This window comes from Thiothrix unzii (genome assembly GCF_017901175.1).
GTDB lineage: Bacteria > Pseudomonadota > Gammaproteobacteria > Thiotrichales > Thiotrichaceae > Thiothrix > Thiothrix unzii.
Genome location: NZ_CP072793.1, coordinates 1,588,789 through 1,613,279, shown reverse-complemented (window position 1 = coordinate 1,613,279; position 24,491 = coordinate 1,588,789). Strand labels below are relative to the sequence as shown.

The 24,491-nt window shown below is 51.9% G+C and carries 23 protein-coding genes; 12 read left to right on the top strand and 11 right to left on the bottom strand.

The genetic code is table 11. The features are described 5' to 3' along the window. Positions 1–14: 14 nt before the first annotated feature. Complete coding sequence (locus J9260_RS08180) at positions 15–731, bottom strand: hypothetical protein (protein WP_210220515.1); 717 nt, start codon at positions 729–731, stop codon at positions 15–17. An 87-nt stretch (positions 732–818) separates the two neighbouring features. Here J9260_RS08180 and J9260_RS08175 point away from each other — a divergent pair, with 87 nt between their 5' ends. Further along, on the top strand, positions 819–4,250 hold the full coding sequence (locus J9260_RS08175) for a DEAD/DEAH box helicase (protein WP_210220514.1): 3,432 nt from the start codon (positions 819–821) through the stop codon (positions 4,248–4,250). Positions 4,251–4,265: 15 nt separating this feature from the next. Here J9260_RS08175 and J9260_RS08170 read toward each other — a convergent pair whose 3' ends face one another. The 4 genes from J9260_RS08170 to J9260_RS08155 all read right to left on the bottom strand — a co-directional run bounded on the left by J9260_RS08170 (position 4,266) and on the right by J9260_RS08155 (position 8,028). Further along, positions 4,266–5,144 carry an NAD(P)-dependent oxidoreductase gene (locus tag J9260_RS08170; RefSeq protein ID WP_210220513.1) on the bottom strand — a complete coding sequence of 293 codons (879 nt, stop codon included), beginning with the start codon at positions 5,142–5,144 and terminating at the stop codon, positions 4,266–4,268. Positions 5,145–5,168: 24 nt separating this feature from the next. Beyond that, positions 5,169–6,371, bottom strand: coding sequence for an organoarsenical effux MFS transporter ArsJ (gene arsJ / locus J9260_RS08165; RefSeq protein ID WP_210220512.1), 1,203 nt, complete (start codon positions 6,369–6,371; stop codon positions 5,169–5,171). Positions 6,372–6,472: 101 nt separating this feature from the next. Further along, positions 6,473–6,919, bottom strand: coding sequence for a hypothetical protein (locus tag J9260_RS08160; RefSeq protein WP_210220511.1), 447 nt, complete (start codon positions 6,917–6,919; stop codon positions 6,473–6,475). Between the two features lie 110 nt (positions 6,920–7,029). Beyond that, positions 7,030–8,028: an ArsJ-associated glyceraldehyde-3-phosphate dehydrogenase gene (locus tag J9260_RS08155; RefSeq protein WP_210220510.1), complete on the bottom strand. Its 999-nt coding sequence runs from the start codon at positions 8,026–8,028 to the stop codon at positions 7,030–7,032. Between the two features lie 114 nt (positions 8,029–8,142). Here J9260_RS08155 and J9260_RS08150 point away from each other — a divergent pair, with 114 nt between their 5' ends. From J9260_RS08150 to J9260_RS08140, 3 genes are read left to right on the top strand one after another with little or no spacing between them, the layout of a single operon-like run. Beyond that, entirely contained in the window at positions 8,143–8,433 is a 291-nt protein-coding gene (locus J9260_RS08150; protein ID WP_210220509.1) for a hypothetical protein, read from the top strand. After that, positions 8,433–9,455, top strand: coding sequence for a permease (locus J9260_RS08145; protein WP_210220508.1), 1,023 nt, complete (start codon positions 8,433–8,435; stop codon positions 9,453–9,455). Before J9260_RS08150 ends, J9260_RS08145 begins: the two co-directional genes overlap by 1 nt. Positions 9,456–9,480: 25 nt before the next feature. Further along, on the top strand, positions 9,481–9,762 hold the full coding sequence (locus tag J9260_RS08140; RefSeq protein ID WP_210220507.1) for a thioredoxin family protein: 282 nt from the start codon (positions 9,481–9,483) through the stop codon (positions 9,760–9,762). 48 nt (positions 9,763–9,810) lie between these two features. Here J9260_RS08140 and J9260_RS18845 read toward each other — a convergent pair whose 3' ends face one another. The 5 genes from J9260_RS18845 to J9260_RS08115 all read right to left on the bottom strand — a co-directional run bounded on the left by J9260_RS18845 (position 9,811) and on the right by J9260_RS08115 (position 14,435). Beyond that, the gene (locus J9260_RS18845) at positions 9,811–11,010 is read right to left on the bottom strand and encodes an ABC transporter permease (protein ID WP_210220506.1); all 1,200 of its coding nucleotides are present in this window, start codon (positions 11,008–11,010) and stop codon (positions 9,811–9,813) included. A 2-nt stretch (positions 11,011–11,012) separates the two neighbouring features. Beyond that, on the bottom strand, positions 11,013–12,218 hold the full coding sequence (locus tag J9260_RS08130; protein ID WP_210220505.1) for an ABC transporter permease: 1,206 nt from the start codon (positions 12,216–12,218) through the stop codon (positions 11,013–11,015). Further along, complete coding sequence (locus J9260_RS08125) at positions 12,215–12,901, bottom strand: ABC transporter ATP-binding protein (RefSeq protein ID WP_210220504.1); 687 nt, start codon at positions 12,899–12,901, stop codon at positions 12,215–12,217. Before J9260_RS08125 ends, J9260_RS08130 begins: the two co-directional genes overlap by 4 nt. Further along, positions 12,894–14,042, bottom strand: coding sequence for an efflux RND transporter periplasmic adaptor subunit (locus J9260_RS08120; RefSeq protein WP_210220503.1), 1,149 nt, complete (start codon positions 14,040–14,042; stop codon positions 12,894–12,896). The genes J9260_RS08125 and J9260_RS08120 overlap by 8 nt, the downstream gene beginning before the upstream one ends. A 78-nt stretch (positions 14,043–14,120) precedes the next feature. Further along, a complete protein-coding gene (locus J9260_RS08115) occupies positions 14,121–14,435 on the bottom strand; it encodes a BolA family protein (protein ID WP_210220502.1) in 315 nt (104 codons plus the stop codon). Between the two features lie 94 nt (positions 14,436–14,529). Between J9260_RS08115 and J9260_RS08110 the strand changes: the two genes are divergently transcribed. The 6 genes from J9260_RS08110 to J9260_RS08085 all read left to right on the top strand — a co-directional run bounded on the left by J9260_RS08110 (position 14,530) and on the right by J9260_RS08085 (position 21,440). Continuing rightward, positions 14,530–15,501, top strand: a complete 972-nt coding sequence (locus J9260_RS08110; protein ID WP_210220501.1) for an AAA family ATPase — start codon at positions 14,530–14,532, stop codon at positions 15,499–15,501. 68 nt (positions 15,502–15,569) lie between these two features. Next, positions 15,570–16,469, top strand: a complete 900-nt coding sequence (locus J9260_RS08105) for a DUF58 domain-containing protein (protein WP_246499702.1) — start codon at positions 15,570–15,572, stop codon at positions 16,467–16,469. Continuing rightward, on the top strand, positions 16,466–16,945 hold the full coding sequence (locus J9260_RS08100; RefSeq protein ID WP_210220499.1) for a DUF4381 domain-containing protein: 480 nt from the start codon (positions 16,466–16,468) through the stop codon (positions 16,943–16,945). The genes J9260_RS08105 and J9260_RS08100 overlap by 4 nt, the downstream gene beginning before the upstream one ends. Further along, entirely contained in the window at positions 16,938–17,921 is a 984-nt protein-coding gene (locus tag J9260_RS08095; protein WP_210220498.1) for a vWA domain-containing protein, read from the top strand. Before J9260_RS08100 ends, J9260_RS08095 begins: the two co-directional genes overlap by 8 nt. A gap of 4 nt (positions 17,922–17,925) precedes the next feature. Further along, positions 17,926–19,707, top strand: coding sequence for a VWA domain-containing protein (locus J9260_RS08090; protein WP_210220497.1), 1,782 nt, complete (start codon positions 17,926–17,928; stop codon positions 19,705–19,707). Further along, entirely contained in the window at positions 19,701–21,440 is a 1,740-nt protein-coding gene (locus J9260_RS08085; protein ID WP_210220496.1) for a BatD family protein, read from the top strand. The genes J9260_RS08090 and J9260_RS08085 overlap by 7 nt, the downstream gene beginning before the upstream one ends. 3 nt (positions 21,441–21,443) lie before the next feature. On the opposite strand, the gene queF is transcribed toward J9260_RS08085, so the two are convergent. After that, complete coding sequence (queF, locus tag J9260_RS08080) at positions 21,444–21,833, bottom strand: preQ(1) synthase (protein WP_210220495.1); 390 nt, start codon at positions 21,831–21,833, stop codon at positions 21,444–21,446. An 85-nt stretch (positions 21,834–21,918) separates the two neighbouring features. Between queF and cmk the strand changes: the two genes are divergently transcribed. Both cmk and rpsA read left to right on the top strand, forming a co-directional pair. Continuing rightward, complete coding sequence (cmk, locus tag J9260_RS08075) at positions 21,919–22,575, top strand: (d)CMP kinase (RefSeq protein ID WP_246499700.1); 657 nt, start codon at positions 21,919–21,921, stop codon at positions 22,573–22,575. A 120-nt stretch (positions 22,576–22,695) separates the two neighbouring features. Further along, positions 22,696–24,363 (top strand): 30S ribosomal protein S1, encoded by a 1,668-nt coding sequence (gene rpsA, locus J9260_RS08070; protein WP_210220494.1) that lies wholly within the window; start codon positions 22,696–22,698, stop codon positions 24,361–24,363. The last annotated feature ends 128 nt before the right edge of the window (positions 24,364–24,491 follow it).

Below are 24,491 nucleotides of genomic sequence, written 5' to 3'. Positions count from 1 at the left end.
AGAGGTGGCATTCTTTATTCTTCAAAGCCTTGGCTAATCCACGAGGCGAAAGTTTCGTGGAACATGAGGTCAGTCAATTCTTCCCGAATCGCTGCTTCAACGTCAGCAGCATCGTGTGCGTGGCCTTCGCTTTGGGCGGTTTCCAGCATTTCGGTGCGCACTTGTTCAAGGTAAGCCAGAATATCGTCAGCTTCATTGCGGTCAACAGGTAACAAGCCGAAGCTGAAGGTGTGGCTACCGTCGGCTAAGGTCAGTAGGCGCGAAGCAATGCAGATGTTTTTAGGAATACTGTCTGCTTCTAACGGCACTTCTAATACCGGCCCGGTAGTACCTAGTTGGCGCACTTGGGCGGATTTACCAGCGGTAAAGCCCATCACTTCCCACAAGCCTAATGTCGCTTTATTGAGCGCATTAATGTATTGGCAGGCAAACGAACCGGTTTGTTGTTCGACGCGGGTACGAATGAATTCGCTTAACACGCTTTCGTCGTCTTCATTGGTTTCGGTGGTGATGAAATGCTCGAAAACGTGAGCGTGTGCCATTTGTCCCAACGGCGGCTCTTCGAGATAATCCAAGACTTCATCAGCAGAAAGCTCTAACATTTCGGCGGCGTAGTCGATGGAACCGGTAAAAACTTCGACCATCCATTCTTCCCAAGGTGGGTTGGCGATGTGGGCACTCAGAAGTTCCATCACACCATCGACTTGTTTTTGCTGTTCTGCTGTAATCACGGCTAAATCCTTTTGGGGTGTTAATGTGGCATTGCTGCCGGTATCGGGGCATAGTAACACGATTTTGACTTTTTCATGGACGGATACATGCACCTGTTGCCGAAATATATCGACCTATTAGCGGATAATAACATTCCGCAATCCGTGTTATTTACGGTATTTGACACCGCAACGGTGGAGCGTGGTATCGACTATTTTGAAGCCAATCACGTTACCCATTACCGTGCTGAACAAAGTGGTAATGGCAATGTGATGATTTACGCGAAAGTCCAGGGTAACAGCAGTACACCGTATGCCACGACAGTGAGTTACAACGAAAAAAGACCGCATTGGATTACCGGTATGTGCAGTTGTCCAGTGACCACCAGTTGTAAACATTCCGTCGCTGTCCTGTTCAGTTATCTGGAACAAGCCTCTAAGTTAAAGCGGCGTGAAAGTGAATTGCGGGGCTTGGGAGCGCGGGCATTTACAGCGGCGAGTTTGCCGACTGCGCGTGGTAAACAGGTGTCGCCGATTGATTTTTGGTTGCAAAGCATTACTGCTGCCAGTCGCTCCTCGCAAGAGACGAATACGAGCTTTGAGGTGGTTACGCCGCAAGCGCAATTGTTGTATTTGCTGCGCTTTGATAATTACCGCACCGAGTTGGTAAATATTGGTATTTATCGCTCTAGTCCCTTGAAAAAAGGCGGTTTAGGCAAGCCATCCAGTATTCCGCTGGATACGCTAATCACTAATCACCGCGCCCGTAATTTCCATTACGAACCACACGATTTAATGATTGCGCAGTTGCTGGCATTGCCGGAATTACGCTTTGCCAGTTACGGTCACAGCGGGATATTAACCGGCAGAGTAGGGCAGCAGGTTTTAACGGAAGTGTTAAAAACCGGACGGGCATTTTGGGCAACGGCGGAGGCTTGGCAACACGCCGCCCAACCACTACGCAGTGGAATGCGCCGCTTGTTTGATTTCCAGTGGACGACAGATGAAAAAGGCTGTTACCACGTTGGCTTGGTAGCAGAAAAGCCGATTGACCAGCGTTTTTGGTTGAATGGTGAATTGTGGTTTGTGGATAGTGCGAATCGTGAATGCGGCTTGCTGGAATACCCCGACTTAAACTCACAGCAGGTGGAAAAGCTGTTAAACGCGCCGCCGATTCCGCCGGAAGAAGCCGAGGTGGTGAGCGAGCGTTTGCTGGAAATATTACCCGACGCTGACATCCCCGCTCCATCAGTCAAAGTGCGTCAAGAAATGGAGGCTCTGGAGTATCCGCTCCAGCCGGTGATTTTATTGCAAACCCTGTTAAGCGATGAACACGGACGCGCGTTACACGGGGTCAGTTTGAGTTTTCGTTACGATACGCATGTTTTGCGCCCGACCACACCGGGTGCGTCTAGCGTGGTGAAGGTGGATAAGCAACGTTACCGTTTGCAGCGTGACCGGCTGGGTGAGCAAAGCGCGTTGGAAGCCTTGAGTGATTACGGTTTTGAGTCGGGGCGTAAACGTTTTAGCAGTTTGCATCCGTTGGATTTCGTGCTGGAAGCCGACAATAAAACCTTGGGTGCATTACGCTGGCATGATTTTCTTGAGCATGGCTTGAGTAGTTTGCAGCACGCCGGTTGGCAGGTGGAAATCGCGGAAGATTTCGATCTGAAATTCGATGTGGTGGATGAGTTTGATGCAGCGTGGGAAGAAAGCGCGGGCAGTAATGACTGGTTTGAAATCAGCATGGGCTTTCAGGTCGATGGGCAACGGGTTAATTTGTTGCCGATTTTGGTGGAAATGTTGACGCAAATGGAAAGCCCGCAAGCGTTGCAGGAATTGTTACGCCGCCAAGAACATTTGTTAGTGCCGCTGTCTGATAATCGTTGGGTAAAACTCGATGCCAAGCGTTTGGAAGGGATCATGGAAACGTTGGTCGAGTTGTACGACCATCAGCCGTTAAATGCGGATGGCAATTTGGAGTTTAGTCGTTTCCAGGGGGCAAACTTGGCGGCGTTGTTAAACGCACCGGGAATGAAATGGAAAGGCGTGGAAGAATTAGCGGAACTGACGGAGAAATTACGCAACTTCCAAGGGATTCAGCCCGCGACAATACCCGCGAGTTTACAGGCCGATTTGCGCCCGTATCAGCACGAAGGGGTGAGTTGGCTACAGTTTTTGCGCGAGTTTCAGTTCAACGGCACATTGGCGGATGACATGGGTTTGGGCAAAACCTTGCAAACCTTGACCCATTTATTGCTGGAGAAGGAAGCGGGGCGCATGGATTTACCTTCGTTGGTGGTTGCGCCGACGAGTTTAATGGGCAATTGGCGACGTGAAGCCGCGCGTTTTACGCCGGGATTACGGGTGCAGGTGGTACACGGTGCGGATCGTTTGCGCCACTTTAGTTCGTTTGCTGATTTTGATCTGATTTTGACGACTTACCCGTTGATGCTGCGCGATGAAGAGCGTTATCAAAAACAGCAGTTTCATTACCTGATTTTGGATGAAGCGCAGGCAATTAAAAATGCTGCGTCTAAAACCACCCAGATTATTTACACTTTGAAAGCGCGTCATCGTTTGTGTTTGACGGGTACGCCGCTGGAAAATCATTTGGGTGAGTTATGGTCGATGTACCATTTCTTAATGCCAGGGTTTCTGGGAACCAATGAGAAATTTACCCGTTTATTCCGCAGCCCGATTGAAAAACAAGGCGATCTGGGGCGGCAACAGCAGTTACGCAATCGGGTGCTGCCGTTTATGTTACGGCGCACTAAAGAATTAGTTGCGAGCGAATTACCGCCGAAAACTGAGATTATCCGCAGTGTGCCGCTTGATGGTAAACAGCGTGATTTGTATGAAACCGTGCGTTTGGCAATGGATGCCAAGGTGCGCGAAGAAATCAGTAAAAAAGGCTTTGCCCGCAGCCAGATTATGATTTTGGAAGCCTTATTGAAATTGCGCCAAGTGTGTTGTGACCCGCGTTTAGTAAAACTTGAGAAAGCCCAGAAAGTTAAAGAATCCGCCAAGCTCGAATTGCTGATGAGTTTGTTACCGGAAATGGTGGAGGAAGGCCGCAAGATTTTATTGTTCTCGCAATTCACTTCGATGTTGGCGTTGATTGAGCTTGAACTCGAAAAAGCCAATATCAGTTATTGCAAATTGACCGGGCAGACCAAAAACCGTGATGACGTGGTGACAGCATTTCAGGAAGGTGATGCGAAAGTGTTCCTGATTAGTTTGAAAGCGGGTGGCACGGGTTTGAACTTAACCGCAGCGGATACTGTGATTCATTACGACCCTTGGTGGAATCCGGCGGTGGAACAACAAGCAACCGACCGCGCTTACCGCATTGGGCAGGATAAGCCGGTGTTCGTTTATAAATTACTGACCGAAGAAACTGTGGAGGAAAAAATCCTCAAGCTGCAAGAGCGCAAACAAGCACTGGCGGACGGTTTGTACTCGGATAAAGCCGGTGAAGAGGGGGCGCGTTTCAGTGCCGACGACTTGATGGACTTGCTCAAGCCGTTGGAAAAGTAATCACCTTGGTGGTGTTTAACGCTGCTGTTGCACCACTTTGGCTAATGCTGAGGAGTCGAGTTCACCATCACCGTTATCCACCAGAGTTTGCATATAGCTGGCAGCGCGTTGTGTGCCGGGTAAATTCAGCCCGAATGCCGCGAGAGTATCGGTGACAATGTGCAGGTCTTTGTTGTGCAGTTTCGCTTTAAAACCGGGCTGGTAGTTTTCGCTCAAGATACGTTGCCCGTGTAATTCCAACACCCGCGAATAAGCAAACCCGCCCAGCAGGGCTTCGCGCACTTTTGCGGGGTCTACGCCAGCCGCTTTGGCAAGTTCAAAGGCTTCAGTCACGGCGATAATGCTTTGTGCCGCAATCAGTTGATTACACGCTTTGGTTAATTGCCCCGCGCCGTGTGCGCCAATGTGGGTAATGGTTTTTCCCATGGCTTCAAGTGCAGGGCGGGCGTAGTCAACATCTGCCGCTTCGCCGCCGATCATAATGGTCAATGTGCCTGCAATCGCGCCCACATCACCGCCGGAAACGGGTGCATCTAAAAAGCGGATGCCGTGACTGATTAATTGCGCGGCAATTTCACGGGTGGCAACTGGCGAAATGGTGCTCATGTCGATCACTAATAAGCCCGGTTTCGCGCCATGAATGACACCCTCATCGCCTAATAATACCGCTTCCACATCCGGGGTATCTGCCACCATGCTGATGACAATATCCACGTTTGCTACCAGTGCTGCGGGGGTGGGGTAAAAGCTTGCGCCCAGCTCACATAATGCTTGGGCAGAGGTGCGGCGACGGGCGTAAACACTCAGCGAGAATCCCGCTTTCATGAGATTTTTACACATGGGTTCGCCCATAATACCGGGGCCAATCCAGCCAATAACGGGTTTGTGTTGCATCGGTTTTCCTCGTAATTAGGGTGGTTAAGCCAGTGCGCGGCTGGCCTTATTCAGCGGCAATGATAGCAGTAAAGCCACTAAGACGAATCCTGCCGAGAGCCATAAACATCCCGCCAAACCGTAGTGTTGGTAAGTTAACCCCGAAAACACCGTGCCTGCTAAACGCCCGCCCGCATTTGCCATGTAGTAAAACCCGACTTTCAACGCCACTTTATCGTGATCCGCATAAGCCAAAATCAGGTAAGAGTGCAGGGCGGAATTAATCGCAAATACCACCCCAAACAGCAGCAGTCCTGTCACTAAAACAGTTGCTGCGTCCCAGTCTGGTTGCGCCAAAGCCAAGGCAATACCCACCGGAATCAGTAGCAACACCAATGCCCAGAATTGCGCAGCACCCGCACCCGGCGTGTGTTGTTTCAAACCGAGCAATGCCGGAGCAGACGCTTGCACCACCCCATAACCAATTACCCACGCCGCCATGAAAGTGCCGACCTGCATAAAGCTCCACCCCAGCACGCCCGACATAAACACTGGCACGGCAACCACAAACCACACATCCCGCGCCCCGAACAGGAAAAACCGCGCTGCTGATAACCAGTTAATCGCGGCGTTATTGGAGAAAACTTGGGTGAATTTCGGTTTGGCTTTGGATTTACCGATGTCTTCGGGTAGCAATGTCAGGGTGATCAACGTCACCACAAATAACCCGCCCGCAAGCATCAGCAAAGCATCCTGAAAACCCGCGATTTGTAATAATGCCGCACCCAAGAAAAAGCCAACGCCTTTCAGGGCATTTTTCGAGCCAGTGAGAATCGCTACCCACTTGAATAAACGCGCATTCGCCCCGTGTGGCACGAGCGTTTTTACACTGGCTTTCGCCGACATTTTATTCAGGTCTTTCGCAATACCAGACAGAGCTTGCGCCGCCATCACATACGGCACGGAAAGCAAATGGGTCGGAACTAGCATCCCTAACGCTACGATTTGCAGCAGCATCCCCATGTGCATAGTGACGTTTAGTCCCAAGCGTGCCGCCAGCCAGCCGCCGACCAGATTGGTGACAATGCCGAAAAATTCATAGAACAAAAACAGCATTGCCACCTGAAACGGTGAATAACCGAGCTGGTGGAAATACAGCACCACCAGCATACGGATTGCACCATCGGTGAGGGTGAACGCCCAATAGCCGAAGGTGACAGTGAGGTAATTGCGCAGGTCGAGAGTCATAGCGTTTATCCGATTAACGATACGGCTCATTATATGCGTTTTTGTGAATACAGGAGAATGAAAAGGTGCGTGTCATGGAATGTTCATGTGGAACAATCCCGTTACGCCGCCTTTGCATTCATTGGCATCTCGCCAAAGTCCAGCAATGTAGGATAAAGATGCACGATTTCATCATCAATGCGGCGTATCACTAAGCTGAAAATTTCGCGGGTTTCCTGAATAAAGGCTTCATGATCGCGGATTCGGAGTTCTTTGCCTTTGCACCAGCGTTTCAGGTATTGCCCGAAAACGCGCTTGATTTCACCAGAACCGGACAGGAATTTTCTGCCGGTATTGCGCACATCATTGTCTTCGTGTACCAGCAGTAATTGATAAAGTTCGCGTTCTTCCACTTCCAGATGTTCGCGCACCATTGCAACGTATCTGAAAAATAATTCGCATGACACAGCAGTGTCACACATAGAACGTTCGTTAATCAGGTAACTTAATACATTCGACAGTTCGGTAATTTTGTGGTTTTGCTCGTGAAGCTCCATGTATGAAATCATGGTTTTCTCTCCTGTGGTTCGTGCTTGCTAGCGGCTATTTCCTTCGGAATTATAGGGCATTAGCCGCTGCATAAGCATTGTATTCAGTCAAGAGCTGCTTAGGGTTCGTACTAGGACAAACCAGCCACGACTTTTGCGGTTAATTCCATCATGCGGTTCATATAGCCCCATTCGTTGTCATACCAGGCATAAATTTTCACCTGCGTACCGTCAATGACCATCGTGGAGGGCGCGTCGATAATCGACGAGCGTGGGTCGTGCTTGTAATCCACCGATACCAGCGGGCGTTCTTCGTAACCCAAAATGCCTTTCAGGTAGGTTTCTGAGGCTTCCTTGAAATAGCCGTTCAGCTCTTCTGCGGTGACTTCACGTGCTGCTTCAAACACAAAGTCGGTGAGGGAGGCATTCAATAACGGGATGCGCACTGCATGACCGTTTAATTTGCCCGCGAGTTCCGGGAAGATTTTGGTAATGGCTTTGGCAGAACCCGTGGTGGTCGGAATCATCGACTCGCCACAGGCGCGGGCGCGGCGCAAATCCTTATGCCCTTTGTCGATAATGGTTTGGGTGTTGGTAATATTGTGCAGTGTGGTCATGCAACCGTGCTTGATGCCGACCTTTTCGTGCATCACTTTGACTACGGGTGCAAGGCAGTTGGTGGTGCAAGACGCAGCGGTAATCAGGTGATGCTCTTGCGGTTGGTAGCAGTCGTCATTCACGCCGTAAACGATGTTTAATGCGCCTTCGACGGGGGCGGCAACAATGACTTTTTTCACACCTTGATCGAAATACGCCTGCAATTGCTCGATTTTGCGGAACTTGCCACTGCATTCCAGCACGATGTCGCAGCCAGACCAATCGGTATCTTCGATGGCTTTATTGGAGGTGTAAGCAATGGTTTGCCCGTCAATGATCATATTGCGCTCATCCGCACTGCACTCCGGCGACCAGATGCCGTGAATAGAGTCGAATTTCAGCAAGTGCGCGGACGTGGTTGCATTGCCTGCGATTTCATTGACTTGGGTAAACGTAAATGCCGGGTTGCCCCATGCAGCGCGGATACCTAAACGTCCCATGCGCCCGAAGCCGTTGATACCAATGGTTGCCATCGTGATTTCCTAGTGCTATTTGATGTGAAGTGCATTATATTCGCCAAGGTGTATATTGTTGAAGTGTTTTGACAGTGGTCATAAAAATTTCATATTAAAACTTTAGGAGATAGCGTGTTGAATACGTCCCCACCACTACATTCCTCCATCGTCGCGCTGGTGTCACTGGCAGCAGGTATTGCCGCAAAACACCCCAGCATGGGGCTGTGCCAAGTGCAACGCCTGCGCTCCTTGGGCGTGTCGGAAGACCATATCCAAACGGCGGTAGAAATTGCCCGCCACATCCGTGACGAAGCGGCGCAAAAGCTGGATGCTGCGTTTGATGAACAATTCGCAGGTGTGCCAGTGGTGGAGGCGGGTGGTGCTTGTTGTACGCCGACGGCTTCTGGGCAGGCGTGTTGCTGATGAAAGTTTTGACACAACCGTGGTTTTTACCCGTGATGGCGGTTATTTGGTGGTTGCTCTACCAAGCGTTATTACCGGTATCTGAGGTAATCGTTGGCTGGTTGCCGCTAACGCAAGGTAGCCATCTTGCGGGGGCGTTGCAGTTTTTCCTTTACGACACCCCGAAAGTGTTGCTGCTGCTCACCGGCATTGTGTTCGTGATGGGCATTATCCATACCTTCGTGTCGCCGGAACGTACCCGTGCCATGCTCTCCGGCAAACGATTGGGCGTAGGTAATGCAATGGCAGCAACCTTGGGGATTGTCACCCCGTTTTGCTCCTGTTCCGCTGTGCCATTGTTCATCGGTTTCCTGCAAGCGGGTGTGCCGCTGGGCGTGACATTCTCGTTCCTGATTGCCGCGCCGATGGTGAATGAAGTCGCGCTGATTTTGCTATTCGGCTTATTTGGCTGGCAGGTTGCCGCGCTGTATCTGGTGATGGGTTTGCTGATTGCGATTGTTGCCGGAATGCTGATTGGTAAGCTAAACATGGAAGAGCACCTTGAAGACTGGGTACGCAAGATGCAAAACACCCAATCCGCTGGCAATGTTGGTGCAAGTGCGATGTCGTGGGCGCAACGCATCCAGCACGGTTTCGGGCATGTGCGTGAAATCGTCGGTAAGGTCTGGCCTTACATCGTCGTCGGCGTGGGCTTGGGTGCGCTGATCCACGGCTTTGTGCCGGAAGATTTCATGGCATCTTTCATGGGTAAGGATGTGTGGTGGGCAGTGCCTGCGGCGGTGTTGCTGGGCGTGCCGATGTATACCAATGCTGCTGGAGTGATTCCAATTGTGCAGGCATTGCTGGCGAAAGGTGCGGCACTCGGTACGGTGCTGGCGTTCATGATGAGCGTGATTGCACTGTCTGCACCGGAAATGATCATTTTACGCAAGGTGCTTAAACCGCGTTTGATTGCCACCTTTATTGGCGTCGTGGCGACGGGTATCTTGCTGGTCGGGTATATTTTTAATCTCGTTTTGTAACGTTTACTGCATCAAGGAGCATTTCATGCAAATCAAAGTTCTCGGCACGGGTTGTGCCAACTGCAAAACCACCTTCAAGCTGATCGAAGACATGGCGAAAGAAAAAGGCGTGGCGGTGGAACTGGAAAAAGTCGAAGACCTGCCTTCCATTATGGGCTACGGCGTAATGTCCACTCCCGGCGTGGTCGTGGATGGCAAAGTGGTTCATGCAGGCGGCATTCCTTCCAAAGCGAGTATTGAATGCTGGCTGTTGGGGGAAACCACCACGAATGCGGGCAATTGCTGTAGCGGTGGCAAGTGCTGCTAAGGCGATGTCGTTAGCCGGTCGGGTGGGTGTTGTTGCCGGGTGTGGGATCTATTCCCGCCGCAACGCATCCACTGGCGGCAAGGCGGAAGCTCGCTGTGCGGGCGCAAAACCTGCCAGCAACCCCGTCACCACCGCCACCGCTTCTGCCAATACCACGTACAGCCAGTCGATTTGCACGGGCAGCGCCGGTAACGCGGCGTGTAACAACCACGCAATGCTAATCCCTACCACCAATCCGGCAATGCCCCCCAAACCTGCCAAGGCCGCCGCTTCCAACAAAAACAAGCGTGTCACTTGTTGACGTGACGCACCCAATGCCCGCAACAAACCGATTTCCCCGGTGCGTTCATTCACTGCGATGCTCATAATGGTCAGAATCCCCACGCCCCCCACCAGCAAAGAAATGCTACCAATCCCCGCCACCACCGCTTTGAGAATATCCAAAATCGAACCCAGCGTTTTCAGCATGTCGCTTTGGCTGGTAATGGTCACATCTTCCGTGCCGTGGCGTTGGATCAGCAATGTCTTGATTTGCGCAATAATTCCCCCCTCATTTGCCCCAGCCTGATACAACACGTCGATTTCCATCAAGCCTTCACGGTTAAACAATGCCATCGCCCGCGCCACCGGAATATACACGGAATCATCCATATCAAAACCGAGGATTTGCCCTTTGGATTCCATCACTCCAATGACTCGAAAGCGTTCCTGCCCAATGCGGATGGCTTGCCCTAGTGGATTGCTGTCGGGGAATAATTCTGCCCGCACTTTCGCGCCAATCACCGCCAGATTGCGGGCTTGGCGGGCCGCATCGTCTGGCAAGAATTGCCCGCTGGCAACGCGCAACTGCCAGGTTGCCAAGGTTTCGTGATTGACCCCTAGCACCGTCGTCCAGCGGGTACGCTTATCCGCTTCCACCGGCGAATTGCCTTGCACCACGGGCACGGACGTTTGCACGCCCTGAATCCGCCGCAAACTCTCCGCATCCTCAATCGACAGCGGACGCACATTGCTGACCATTGCACCCGACACGCCCAAGGTCGAACTTTTGCCGGGGTTGATGGCAATAATGTGCGCCCCAAACTGGGTAAACTGCTTGAGAACGTATTGCTGCACCCCGCCACCTAACGCCGTCAGCAATACCACCGCCGCAATCCCCACCGCAATCCCCAATGCCGTCAAAAAACTGCGCATCCGGCTAAAGCGGATACTCGTGGTGGCAAGGTGCAAATAATCGGCAAATAACACTGCTACCTCCCCGACAACGCGGCAACCGGATCAAGCCGCGCTGCCTGTCTTGCCGGAATGCTGCCAAACAGCAAGCCGGTAAAAAACGTGATCAGCACGGAAGCGATCAATGCCCACAAGGGTGGTTGCGCACTAAAATCCGGCACGGCTTGGTTCAACACAAACACTCCACCCAACCCCAACAACAAACCAATCACCCCGCCCGCACTTGCCAACAACGTCGCTTCAGTCAAAAACAAGCGCAACACTTGCGAGGTCGGCGCACCCAAGGCTTTCAGCAAACCGATTTCAGCCTTGCGCTGGCTAACCGCCACCAGCATCACATTCATGATCAGAATGCCCGCCACGATCAAGCTGATGGCGGCAATCCCGCCCAATGCCCACGTCAATGCGCCAAGGATATTGTCGAACGTGCCAATCAGCGAATCTTGCGCAATAATGGTAATGTCATTTTCACCGTCATGGCGTTGACGAATAATCTGTTCAATATCCTGTTCGGCCTGAGGCAATTGCCCTTGGCTGGACGCGGTAACAATGATGCGAAACAAAGACGGTGCATTAAACAAATTCCGCGCACTCGCCACCGGAATCACCACCATATCGCTCATGTCCGACCCCAGCGACTGCCCCTTACCGGCTAATACGCCGATCACCCGGAAACGCGATTCGCCAATCCGCACCCATGCGCCCAAGGCGGGGCGATTGCCGAACAGCTCTTTCCACACGGTTTCTCCCAGCAAGCACACTGCCGTTGCCACACGAGGATTGGTGTCGGGCAAGGATTGCCCCAACGCCAAATCCAATTGCCGCGCACTCAATAAGGCGGGAGTAGAACCCATGATGGTCACTTCGCGCTCGCGGGATTCATACGCCACCGGAGCAGCTCCCAAAATAATCGGCGCAACGTCTTTAATCGCAGGGCTGCGTTGCAAAGCCAGTGCATCATCCAGCGTCAAATCACGCGGCGTTGTGCCCAGCATTGGCGGCGCACCGCCGGTGGTTTCCGAACGCCCCGGCAATACAATCAGCAAATTCGAGCCTAAGCCTTGGAATTGCCCAATCACGTACAAGCGTGCGCCTTCACCCAACGAGGTCAACAAGATAATCGCTGCCACGCCGATACACATCGCCAGCAAAATCAACGCCGTGCGCCCCGGATAAGCGCGTAAGGCTTGGTAGCTAAAGTGCAGTGTGTCTTGCGGTTTCATGCGTCATCCCCGACCACACGCCCATCCACCATGCGAATGCGCCGCCGAGCGCGTTTGCCGATCTCAGTATCGTGCGTCACCACGACCAAGGTAATGCCTTGTGTGTTCAAGTCTTCGAGGATACGGATCACTTCGGTGCTGGAATGCGAATCCAGATTCCCCGTCGGCTCATCCGCCAGCAACAAGGGCGCGTGCATAATGGTAGCGCGGGCAATCGCGACGCGTTGTTGCTGCCCGCCGGACAATTGCGCGGGGCGATGATCCGCCCGATCTGCCAGCCCCAAACCAGCCAATGCCTGACGTACCTTGACCTTGCGTTCGCTGGCAGGCATTCCGGTGAGCACCAACGGTAATTCCACATTCTCCGCTGCCGTCAAACGCGGGATCAGGTGGAATGATTGAAAAATGAAACCGATATTGTCACGGCGGACTTGCGCCCGTTGTTCTTCCGGCAAGGTAGTGAGTTCGCGTCCCGCAAAGCGGTAAGACCCGGCGTTGGTCTGATCGAGCAAACCCAACATATTCAGCAAGGTGGATTTTCCTGACCCCGACGGCCCCATCACGCTGATGTAATCGCCTGCGTGGATGTTGAGGCTGACGTGATCCAACGCGTGTACCGTTTCATCACCCACCTGAAACTCACGGCAAATATCGCGTAGGGCAATGAGGGGTTCGTCATTCATCCGTGGTTTCCTTCGCCTTCGCCGCCACGCCCTCGGCAACGCCCGCCGCCCCCGGCGTAGTCACGATACTCGCGCCTTCCGCCACCCCCTCGGTGACTTCGGTAAAGCTCCAATTGCTCAAGCCAACGCCAATCTTGCGTTTTTCCAGCTTGCCCGCGTCGGTGAGTACGTACACGTAGTGCTTATCGAACAACGCTTCGGTAGGGATGCGTAACACGTCGCGACGGGTTTCCAGAATAATGTCCACATCCGCGCTGTAGCCGACCAGCAAATCCTTGAGGTCGGCAGGATTATCGAAGGCGAGTTCGACTTCCACCGTCCGCGCCTGTTTTTCCAGATCAATCACGTAAGAACCGACCCGTGTCACCTTGCCGGGGAAATCACGCCCACGCCAGGCATCAAGGGTAATGCGGGCTGGCAAGCCCGTTTTGATATTCGGCGCATCGACTTCATCAATCGGCGCACTGGCAAGGAAACACCCCGGCTCAATCAAATCCACCACGGGCAACGTTTGGATACCGGGCGGCGAAGGCGTGACGTATTCGTTGAGTTCGCCATTGATGTCAGCAATCACCCCTGCAAACGGCGCAACCAACACGGTACGTTCCAATTGCGCTTGTGCGGCTTTTAGCTGAGCGGCAGTGAGGGTAATTTGGGCTTCGGCAGCTTTACACGTGGCATCTGCCACCGCTGCCGCTGTATTGGCTTTATCCAATTCCTGTACCGAAATGCTGGCGGATTGGCGTAAGCGGCTGGCGCGATCGGCAGCGCGACGGGTTTCAGCAGCTTGCAAGCAGGACGCGCTACGTTGTGAGCGTGCCGCTTGCACACCTTTATCCGCTGCCTCCACATTGGCTTGCAAATCGTGATTCCACAAGCGTAGCAACACATCACCCGTGTTGACGTGAGCACCTTCGGCAAAGGGTAATACGCTGATTTGCCCACCGATGGAGGGCGAGAGTTTGGCGCGACGGCAGGCTTTCACCGTACCGGCGCGGGTATTGGCAACGCTGGATTCGACTACGCCACGGCTGACACTCGCGGCACTCACCTCTAAGGCGGTAGGGTGTTGTTGCTGCCAAACCCACCAACCGCCAGCGGCGAGGAATGGCACAAGCAACCAGAAACGGGACAAACGCATAACATTACTCCCTGATGTTCTGGTTTCAGTGTAGCACGCTCCTCCAGTATAGGCTTCCAGATAGGGAACGGCTCTTGACTATGATTTTCCGCCACCCATACACAACGGTGATTCGGCGACTTTACCCGCCCGCTCAAAATATTCGTCGGGTGTGAGGGTGTGTAACGCGAGAGCATGGATTTTGCCATTGAGTTCTTCTGCCAAAATGCCATTAATCAGGCGATGGCGTGCAATCAGCATTTTTCCATTGAATTGGCTGCTTACTAACGTCACTTTAAAGTGCGATTCGGAGCCGGGTGCGACATTGTGCATGTGGCTTTCGTTGAGGACTTCGAGGAAGTCGGGCTGCATGGCGTTTTGAAGTTTTTGTTCAATCTGTGCTTGGATAGTCATAGCCTGTTACTTACTTGGATTAACGATGATTAACTTGAAACCACGGGAATAGGGCGCGTATATTTCGCCCTACACTCATCTACGACTAGCCAACATGAACCAAAAAGAAAATTTTGACAAGTTATCCCAGTATTTGCAGAGCAAAATCATCGGTCAAAAATCCCTGATTAATCGCTTGATGATTGCCTTGTTAGCGGATGGGCATTTATTGGTTGAAGGCGCACCCGGTTTGGCAAAAACCCGTGCTATTCAAATGCTTGCGCAGGGGATCGAAGGTGATTTCCATCGCGTACAGTTTACCCCGGACTTATTACCGGCGGATATTACCGGTACAGAAGTGTTCCACCCGAATGATGGTTCTTTCCACTTTCAGAAAGGCCCGTTATTCCACAATTTGATCTTGGCGGATGAAATCAACCGCGCTCCGGCGAAAGTGCAGTCGGCGTTGCTGGAAGCGATGGCGGAACGTCAAATCACCGTGGCAGGCACTACTTGGAAGTTGCCAGAGCCGTTTTTGGTAATGGCGACCCAAAACCCGATTGAGCAAGAAGGCACGTACCATTTGCCTGAAGCGCAACTTGACCGCTTTTTAATGCACGTGGTGGTGGATTACCCGACACCCGCAGAAGAGAAAGTGATTTTGCACTTGGGGCGGCGCGAAGCCATGCAGCAAGTCAAACACGAAAAAGACACGGTTGAACCGTTGGTGAGCCGCGAAGATGTGCGCTTGGCGCGTCAGGACGTGTTGAATGTTTACATGGCGGATAAGGTCGAAACCTATTTGCTGCAACTGGTATTGGCGAGCCGCAACCCGGAGCGTTACGGTAAATCGTTGGTGGGTAGTATTGCTTATGGCGCAAGCCCGCGTGCAACCTTGGCATTGGATCGCTGTGCGCGTGCCTATGCGTGGTTGGCTGGGCGCGATTTTGTGACACCGGAAGACGTGCAGGCGATTGCGCATGATGTGTTGCGTCACCGTTTGTTATTGACGTTTGAGGCCGAAGCCGATGGCATGACAGCAAACCATGTGATTGATGAATTATTGGCGTTGGTAGCGGTTCCCTGATGGCGATGCAGTCGGGAGCAAGGCAGACAGGCCAAGCTGGGTATATAGGGCAGCAAGGGGATGGCATTGTGTTCAGTTCCTTGCAGTCGTTATTGCATTTGCAGGGGCAGGTACGCACGTTGGTTTTGGCGAAACGCCATATTCGGGCGCGGCACGCAGGGTTACACCGTTCGGTTCACAAAGGCAGGGGAATGGACTTTGCTGAATCGCGTATGTATCAACCCGGCGATGACATCCGTACCATTGACTGGCGGGTGACAGCACGTAGTGGGCGGGTACACACCAAGGTTTTTGAAGAAGAACGTGAAAAGCCGGTGCTGTTGTGGATGGATTTACGCCCGTCGATGTTTTTTGCGACACGTGGACGCTTTAAATCCGTGGTAGCGGCAGAAATTGCGGCGTTGTTGCTATGGAAAACCCTCGAAGACGGTGATCGTATCGGTGGTATTTTGCAAAATAGCAGCCATATTGAATTAAAGCCGTCGCGTAGTCGCTCTGCGGCGTTGCATTTGTTGCGTGAATTGAGCGAGATGACCCGTCACGGGGCAACAACAATAAACCCGGCGCGTGGTGAAGATTTACAAAGCAGTTGGACACGGTTACGGCGTGTGGCTCAAGCGGGCAGTCAAGTGTTTGTGGTGAGTGATTTTCGCCAAGCAACCCCAACCGCGTTGCGCCAACTGGCAATGATTAGCCGTCATTCTCAAGTGACGTTAGTGGTTATTCATGATCCGTTTGAAGATAACTTACCGTCGCAAGGTAATGTGCGTTTGACCGATGGCGGTAAACGTAAGTTGTGGGTCAATCTGGGGTTGAGCTTGTGGCGCAACCGTTACCATGAGCGGGCGCAGCAATCGCGCAAGGTGTTGCAAGATTTCAGTCGCAGTTACCGCTTGCCTTTGATTGAATTATCCACGGCAGATACTAGCAATGCGTGCTTATTAAAATTATCACGGGGGTTGCGATGAACCCGGATAGCTTGCCGTTACGCGATATTCATTTACCCGCACCGCTGGGCTGGTGGCCGTTGGCTCCCGGTTGGTGGATCGTGGGGGCGTTAGTGTTCGCGCTGTTAATTGCTGGATTGATTTGGTTGTGGAAACGTCAAAACCGCCAGCCGCAGGGTGCGACGCTGGCATTGGATCAGTTAGCGCAGTTGCAACGCCAGTATGCGCAACAGCCAGCGGCGTTATTGCGGGAATTGTCGGTGTTGTTGCGTCGCGTGGCGATTAACCAATACGGGCGTGAACGGGTCTCCGGGTTAACAGGTAATGCGTGGGTGGAGTTTCTTGATCAACAGGTGGGTAAGCCGCTATTTGCGCCGCGTTTTACGACCTTATTGACCGAGCAACCGTATCGACCCGATGCGCCCGTGGAAACTGCCGCATTGATTCAAGCCATTCGTACTTGGATTAATCTGCAACAGGGGAAACGCCATGTATGACTTGCTCTGGTGGTGGATGTTTTTGTTACTGCCCTTGCCTTGGTTAGTGTGTTTGGTGTTTAAACCTGCGCAACAGCAGGCGGGCAGGGCATTGAAAGTGCCTTTTCTGGAAGATTTTCAACAAGGTAAACAAGCTTTTTCACGTTCTTGGCACAGTTGGTTAGCATTGCTGTTGGGGGCGTTGGCTTGGTTAATGTTGCTGACTGCGGCAGCACGTCCGGTATGGATTGGTGATACGGTATCGTTGCCCATGCAGGGGCGTGATTTGATGATGGCTGTCGATTTATCCGGCAGTATGCAGGAGCAAGATTTCATTTTAAATCGCCAAGTCGTGGATCGTTTGGTAGCAACTAAAGCGGTGGCAGGGGAATTCATCAGTAAACGCAGTGGCGACCGTATTGGTTTGGTGCTGTTTGGTGATCAGGCGTATTTGCAAGCTCCGCTAACGTTTGACCGTCATACCGTGCTGCAATTGCTTAAAGAATCTGCGATTGGTTTGGCAGGTGAACGCACCGCCATTGGTGATGCGATTGGGTTGGCGTTAAAACGCTTACAAAACAGCCCGGAAAAAAATCGGGTACTGATCCTAATGACCGATGGCGCGAATACCGCAGGCAGCGTTAGCCCGTTGGAAGCGGCGGATATGGCGGCTGCGGCAGGTTTAAAAATTTACACGGTCGGGATTGGTTCGGAAAGTGATGCCGCCCGCAGTTTGTTTGGGTTTCAGTTAATGAATCCGAATGCGGATTTGGACGAGCGTTCCTTGCGGGCAATTGCGGATAAAACCGGCGGGCAGTATTTCCGGGCTAGGGATACCGAAGAGTTTCACAAAATTTACGCTGAATTAGATCGCTTAGAGCCGGTGGAGCAAGCGGCGCAACAGTGGCGGCCTCAGCAGGAATTGTTCCGCTGGCCTTTATTGGCGGCGTTTGTATTGGTGTTGTTAACCGCTGTATTGCGGATAGACCCGGAGTAACCTGGTGGATAATTTGCATTTTATGCATCCTCATTGGTTGTGGCTGGTGCTGCTCATTCCGCTATTGTGGGGGGCGCGATGGTTGCGTCATACTCGCAAGGGGACGTGGGAACAGCTTGTCGACAAGCAATTGATGCCGTTTGTGTTAAGCGGTAAAGACAGCGCGTTAGGTGTGGGCGTATTGGTATTGGTGTCACTGGGTTTATTGGTGGCGACGCTGGCAATGGCGGGGCCTGCGTGGGAAAAGCGCGAAGTGCCGGTATTTCGTAATCAACAAGCGTTGGTGATTGCGATGGATTTCTCCGCGTCGATGTATGCCGCTGATGAAAAACCCAATCGCTTAACCTTGGCGCGTTTCAAATTGTTGGACATCCTTAAAAGTCGCCATGATGGGCAAACCGGTTTGGTGGTGTTTGCCGGAGATGCGTTTATGGTGTCGCCGTTGACCGATGACATTGCCACGATTGAAGAGCAAGCAAAAAACCTTTCACCAGAGATTATGCCCGCACCGGGGAGTTTATTGGCTCCTGCGATTCAACGGGCAATGGCATTGTTACAGCAAGCGGAAATGCCTAAAGGCCATATTTTACTGATTACTGATGGCGCGAGTGACCCTGATAATGCCAGTGTTGCCGCTGAACAGGCGCAAGCCGCTGGTTATCAGGTGTCAGTATTAACCGTGGGAAGTGAGGATGGTGCACCCATTGTGCAACCAAAAGGTGGTTTTTTAGTCGATAGCCTCGGCAAGACAGTCGTAGCAACAGTGAATGTGGATGCGCTTAAAACTATTGCGCAAGCGGGTGGCGGTGTTTTTACTCAAGCAGCATTGGGCGATGCTGATGTGACCTTGCTGGGGGCGCAGTGGCAGGCCGAAACCAATCAAAAACTTACCGAAGGGCAGGGTCGGCAACTGGATACTTGGGTTAATGAGGGTTATTGGCTCGTGTTGGGGCTGTTACCGTTGGCGGCTTTAGCATTTCGGCGTGGTTGGCTGGGGGCTGTGTTGGTGGCTTGCGTGGTATTACCGCAACCGCAAACCGCACAAGCGTTTAGCTGGCAGGATTTGTGGAAAACCCCGGATCAGCAAGCTCAGGAAATCTTGCAACAAGGGCAGCCAGCAGAAGCGGCGAAATTGTTTCGTGACCCTGACTGGCAAGCCGCTGCTGCGTATAAGCATCAAGATTACGCAACCGCTGCTAAACGTTACAGCCAGCGTCAAGACGTTGACGGGCAATACAATTACGCCAATACCCTAGCGATGCAGAACAAACTGCCTGAAGCTGTCAAAAGTTACGAACAAGTACTCCAGCAGCAACCGGGTCATGCGGATGCGCAGCACAACCTGAAGCTGGTGAAAGAGCGTTTGGAACAACAGCAAAAACAGCAGCAAGATCAAAAAGGTGAAGGCGAGCAACAACAGCAAGCCTCCAGCGATCAGCAGCAACAACAACAGCAAGATGGGGAGTCACAAACTCCGCAACCCGGCGAGACTGAAAAGCAGCAGCAAGCCGCCAAAGAAGCAGAGCAAAAAGCGCAGGAAGATGCACAAAAGGCTGAACAAGCCGAGCAGCAACAAGCGCAGGCCAAGCAATCCGAAGAAAAAGACAAACCTGCTGAAGATAAACCAACACAAGAATCAGAAAGTGACCCACAACAGCGTGAGCAACAACAAGCCACTGAACAATGGTTGCGACGGATTCCTGATGACCCGGCTGGTTTATGGCGGCGTAAATTTCAGTACCAATATCAACAGCGCGGCGCACAAGCCAGAGGTGAAGAATGGTGAGGTTTTGGTTGTTGGTGGCGTGTTGGTTTTTGCCTTTATGGGTGCAAGCGGCCACGATTACAGCGGAGTTTGATCGTAACCCCGTCGCGGTGGGTGATCCGGTGGTGGTGCGTTTTAGTGCCGCTGGTGTCGTGGGTGGCGAACCTGATTTCACTCCGTTGAGTAAAGATTTTGAGATTCAGGGGCGTTCTCAAAGCAACAGTTTCAGCATGATAAATGGTGTTAGTAGCGTGCAAACTGTGTGGGAGTTAACACTATTTCCACGAATTACCGGGAATGTGCCATTGCCACCGATTGCGTTTGGTGCGGATCAAAGCCAGCCTTTGGTTTTACAGGTGTTGGATCAACCACCACCGAATACGAATGCGGGGGCGAGTGCCGCAACCGATATTTTTGTGGAACTCAGTGCAGAACCGCAGCAGCCTTATGTCCAGCAACAAACCATTATTACCCAGCGTTTGTTACACCTCGCACCGTTACAGCCACAAGCCAGTTTAACCCACCCTAGTATTGAAGCGGGTAAGGGCAATATTCAGCAGCTTGGTAAAACCCGCAATACCACACTGATGCGTGATGGGCGTAATTACCAAGTGATTGAGCGGCGTTACGCGCTTTATCCGCAACAAAGCGGGGATTTAGTGCTGGGGCGTACCACCTTTGAAGGCAGTTTAGCGACCGGGCAATCGCAGTTTGATCCTTTCGGGGTGGCAGGGCAGCGAGTAAGGCGTTTTTCAGAGCCATTTACCTTGCAAATTCAAACCCAGCCAGCCGCTTACACCGGAAAATATTGGTTGCCTGCGAAAAGCATTAGCCTAAACGCACACTGGGACACGCCACCCGATAAACTTAAAGCGGGCGAACCTGTGGGTTTAACCCTAGCGATTGTGGCGGATGGTTTAGCCGCCGAGCAATTGCCAAAGCTGGAGTTGAAAATACCTGCTGCGATCAAAGCCTATACTGATCAGCCAGAGTTTCGTAATGAAAACAATGCGCAAGGTATTGTGGGCGTGCGTCAGGAAAAATGGGTATTGGTTGCGCCCTATAATGGCGATTACGCCTTACCCGACATTCAATTGGATTGGTGGAATAGCACGACGGGCAAGCAAGAAACCGCCACCATTAATGCGGCTACCTTGCGCGTCAGTGGTGGCGCGGCTGCACCTGCGGGGCAAGTAACCCCGCCACCGCCGCAGACTGAAGCACAACCTGCCACACCGTCGCCTGCACCGTCTGCTAAACCGCAGCAGGTGGTGGCAGACTCGTTGATGCCATCAACATGGTCGACGAATAAGCAAATCATTGTGGCATTGCTGCTTTTGTGGGTAGTGTTAACAACAGCATGGCTGTTATGGCAATGGAAACACCGCAAATCTGCTCCAGTTTCCGCTAAACCCACCAATGTTGCTTTACCGCAGCAACGTAATGCGAAAACGGCACTGCAAGCATTAGCCACCGCATGTAAAAACAATCAGCCGCAAGCAGCTCACGATGCCTTGGTTAACTGGATTGATGTGGGGTTGAATTTGCGCCCAGCCTTGATTGCACGATTGCGTGAACAGGCTAACCCGGTATTGCAGGCAGAAATTGATGCGTTGGGGGTGGCGTTATACGGGCGTGGTGACAGCGCGTGGCGTGGTGAAGGTTTATGGCAAGCGGTAAAAACGTTCCAGCCATCAGCAGCACAAACACCAGCCAAACCCGCAGGCTTGGCTGAGCTTTACCCGCAAGGCTAGGGGTTACGCCAAATCAACTTTAGGTGCGGGAACCCAACCCGCTTGGCGGTGTTCGACCACAACCGTGGTGTAAATGCCGCCACGTACATTCCACACCCCAGTTAAACGCATAAAGCGCGGGGCAGTGGCTGTGGCCAAATCTTCGAGGATTTTATTGGTAACAGCTTCGTGGAACGCACCTTCTTCGCGATAGCTCCACATGTACAATTTCAGGGATTTCAATTCGACGCATTTTTCATCCGCCACGTATTCAATCTTGAATTGCGCAAAATCCGGTTGCCCTGTTTTCGGGCAGATGCAGGTAAACTCCGGCACGTCGATACGAATGGTGTAATCGCGTTGCGGATTCGGGTTTGGAAAAGTGTCGAGTTCTTTGCTAGGTTGAGTGGACATAAACGCTCCTTTGTTACCCAATAGACAGTTGGGCGGCGATTATAGTAGCCTCTGCCCCTCTTGGCACAATAGTTTGGTTATTTTAATGAATATTAGCGCAATTCCTGTTTTGACCATTGATGGTCCAGCCGGAGCTGGAAAAGGTTCGATTGCTGGCATGTTAGCCGATACCTTGGGGTGGCATTTGCTCGACAGCGGCGCGATTTACCGCGTGGCAGCTTTAGCAGCGTTGCGTCGTGGTATAGATTTACAGGATGAAGTGGCGATTTCAGCATTGATTCCCCAGCTTGTTATTGAATTTAAACAAGGGGATGCATGGCTAAATGGTGAGTGCGTCAGTAGTGATATTCGCAATGAAGCCTGCGCCAGTGCAACCTCGAAAATCGCTGCATTACCCAAAGTACGTAGTGAATTACTCGCCTTACAACGCAGTTTTTGCAAAGCACCGGGGCTAATTGCGGACGGGCGCGACATGGGAACGGTGGTGTTTCCAGAGGCTCCCTATAAGTTTTACCTGACTGCCAGTGCGGAAATTCGTGCAGAACGCCGCCTGAAACAGTTGAGCGAACAGGGACTTAGTGCTAGACTCCAAGACCTGATTCAAGACATTAATGCCCGCGACGAGCGCGATTCCAATCGCCCGGTAGCCCCGTTAAAACCAGCCGATGATGCCGTTTTAGTGGATACCAGCCCGCTGACGCAAGCCGAAGTGTTTGCCGAAGTGTTACGGTATATCCGTTAAGCATTTGTTTGAATTCACCAACTTGAAGGTAGCCCTGACAGGAGTCCGGGCTTTTTGCGTTTTACCCGTCATCGCAGGAAGCAGTGGCGATAAATTTTGTTATTACAGGTATTTTTTTCCATGACTGAAAGTTTTGCCGAACTGTTTGAAGAGAGCCTTTCGTATACCCAAATGCAACCGGGCGCTCTGCTGAATGCAACAGTTCTTGAAGTACGCTCCGATTTCGTTATCGTCAGTGCTGGCCTCAAATCCGAAGGTGTTATCCCTGCTGAACAGTTCAGAAATGAACGCGGTGAACTCACCGTTAAAGTAGGTGATTTGGTTGAAGTTGCACTGGATACCGTAGAAGATGGTTTTGGTGAAACCAAACTGTCTCGCGAAAAAGCACGTCGTTTACGCGCTTGGGAAATCTTGGAAGAAGCATTTAACAACGACGAAATCATTACCGGTATTATTACTGGCAAGGTTAAAGGCGGTTTCGTTGTTGAACTCAGCGATATTCGTGCATTCTTGCCGGGTTCACTGGTTGATGTACGTCCGGTTCGTGATACTTCTTACTTGGAAGGCAAGGAACTGGAATTCAAACTGATCAAACTGGATCAGAAGCGCAACAACGTTGTGGTTTCACGCCGCGCAGTTGTGGAAGAAGAATACAGCGCAGAACGCGAAGCACTGATGGAAAACCTGCAAGAAGGTCAAGTCATCAAGGGCGTGGTCAAGAACCTCACCGATTACGGTGCATTCTTGGATCTCGGCGGCATCGACGGCCTGTTGCACATCACCGATATGGCTTGGAAGCGCGTTAAGCATCCTTCCGAAGTGGTTAACATCGGTGACGAAATTGACGTTAAAGTCCTCAAATTTGACCGCGATAAGAACCGCGTTTCCTTGGGTCTCAAGCAATTGGGTGAAGATCCTTGGCAAGATTTGGTTCGTCGTTACCCATCCGGCACACGTATCTTCGGTAAGGTTAGTAACCTGACTGATTACGGTTGCTTCGTGGAAATCGAAGACGGTGTTGAAGGTCTGGTACACGTTTCTGAAATGGATTGGACTAACAAGAACGTTAACCCTGCTAAGGTTGTGACCTTGGGTGACGAAACTGAAGTCATGATCCTCGACATCGACGCTGACCGCCGCCGTATTTCTTTGGGTATGAAGCAATGCCAAGCTAACCCTTGGGATGAATTCGCTGGTACTCGCAACAAGGGCGACCGTGTTTCCGGTAAGATCAAGTCAATCACTGACTTCGGTATCTTCATCGGTCTGGATGGTGGCATTGACGGTTTGGTTCACTTGTCTGACATTTCTTGGAATGTTCCGGGCGAAGAAGCAGTCCGTAGCTACAAGAAAGGCGACGAAGTGGAAGCAGTGGTATTGGCTGTTGATCCAGAACGTGAACGCATTTCCTTGGGCATCAAGCAGATGGAACAAGACCCGTTCTCCAACTTCGTTGCTGCACATTCTAAAGGTAGCGTTGTTCACGGGACTGTGGTTGAAGTTACCCCTAAAGCGGCGAAAATCGACTTGGGCGAAGGCATCGAAGGCATTTTGCGTGCTTCCGAACTGTCACGCGACCGCGTTGAAGATGCTCGCACGCTGTTGAAAGAGGGTGACAAGATTGAAGCCAAGTTCATGGGCGTTGATCGTAAAACCCGCTCCATCAACCTGTCTATCAAGGCTAAGGATGATGAAGATGAAGCACGTGTAATGCGTGAGTACACTGGTCGCTCCGGTGGTGCATCCACTTCATTGGGTGACATCTTCAAGGAACAAATGGGCGAATAACTTCGCTTTCAGGACGGTACGCAGGCCAAGGATGGCCTATAGTTTTCGTGTTGCAGGGGTAGTAGTACTCCCTGCAACACTTCCAAAAATCCGAATAGCTGCAACATGTTACCGGCAACCCCGTCGCT

Bases quoted from the DNA above. Each gene is read 5' to 3' on its own strand.
- J9260_RS08175 (WP_210220514.1), top strand. From the start codon at position 819: ATGCACCTGTTGCCGAAATATATCGACCTATTAGCGGATAATAACATT.
- J9260_RS08170 (WP_210220513.1), bottom strand. From the start codon at position 5,144: ATGCAACACAAACCCGTTATTGGCTGGATTGGCCCCGGTATTATGGGC.
- arsJ (WP_210220512.1), bottom strand. From the start codon at position 6,371: ATGACTCTCGACCTGCGCAATTACCTCACTGTCACCTTCGGCTATTGG.
- J9260_RS08160 (WP_210220511.1), bottom strand. From the start codon at position 6,919: ATGATTTCATACATGGAGCTTCACGAGCAAAACCACAAAATTACCGAA.
- J9260_RS08155 (WP_210220510.1), bottom strand. From the start codon at position 8,028: ATGGCAACCATTGGTATCAACGGCTTCGGGCGCATGGGACGTTTAGGT.
- J9260_RS08145 (WP_210220508.1), top strand. From the start codon at position 8,433: ATGAAAGTTTTGACACAACCGTGGTTTTTACCCGTGATGGCGGTTATT.
- J9260_RS08140 (WP_210220507.1), top strand. From the start codon at position 9,481: ATGCAAATCAAAGTTCTCGGCACGGGTTGTGCCAACTGCAAAACCACC.
- J9260_RS08130 (WP_210220505.1), bottom strand. From the start codon at position 12,218: ATGAAACCGCAAGACACACTGCACTTTAGCTACCAAGCCTTACGCGCT.
- J9260_RS08125 (WP_210220504.1), bottom strand. From the start codon at position 12,901: ATGAATGACGAACCCCTCATTGCCCTACGCGATATTTGCCGTGAGTTT.
- J9260_RS08120 (WP_210220503.1), bottom strand. From the start codon at position 14,042: ATGCGTTTGTCCCGTTTCTGGTTGCTTGTGCCATTCCTCGCCGCTGGC.
- J9260_RS08115 (WP_210220502.1), bottom strand. From the start codon at position 14,435: ATGACTATCCAAGCACAGATTGAACAAAAACTTCAAAACGCCATGCAG.
- J9260_RS08110 (WP_210220501.1), top strand. From the start codon at position 14,530: ATGAACCAAAAAGAAAATTTTGACAAGTTATCCCAGTATTTGCAGAGC.
- J9260_RS08100 (WP_210220499.1), top strand. From the start codon at position 16,466: ATGAACCCGGATAGCTTGCCGTTACGCGATATTCATTTACCCGCACCG.
- J9260_RS08095 (WP_210220498.1), top strand. From the start codon at position 16,938: ATGTATGACTTGCTCTGGTGGTGGATGTTTTTGTTACTGCCCTTGCCT.
- J9260_RS08085 (WP_210220496.1), top strand. From the start codon at position 19,701: ATGGTGAGGTTTTGGTTGTTGGTGGCGTGTTGGTTTTTGCCTTTATGG.
- queF (WP_210220495.1), bottom strand. From the start codon at position 21,833: ATGTCCACTCAACCTAGCAAAGAACTCGACACTTTTCCAAACCCGAAT.
- cmk (WP_246499700.1), top strand. From the start codon at position 21,919: ATGAATATTAGCGCAATTCCTGTTTTGACCATTGATGGTCCAGCCGGA.
- rpsA (WP_210220494.1), top strand. From the start codon at position 22,696: ATGACTGAAAGTTTTGCCGAACTGTTTGAAGAGAGCCTTTCGTATACC.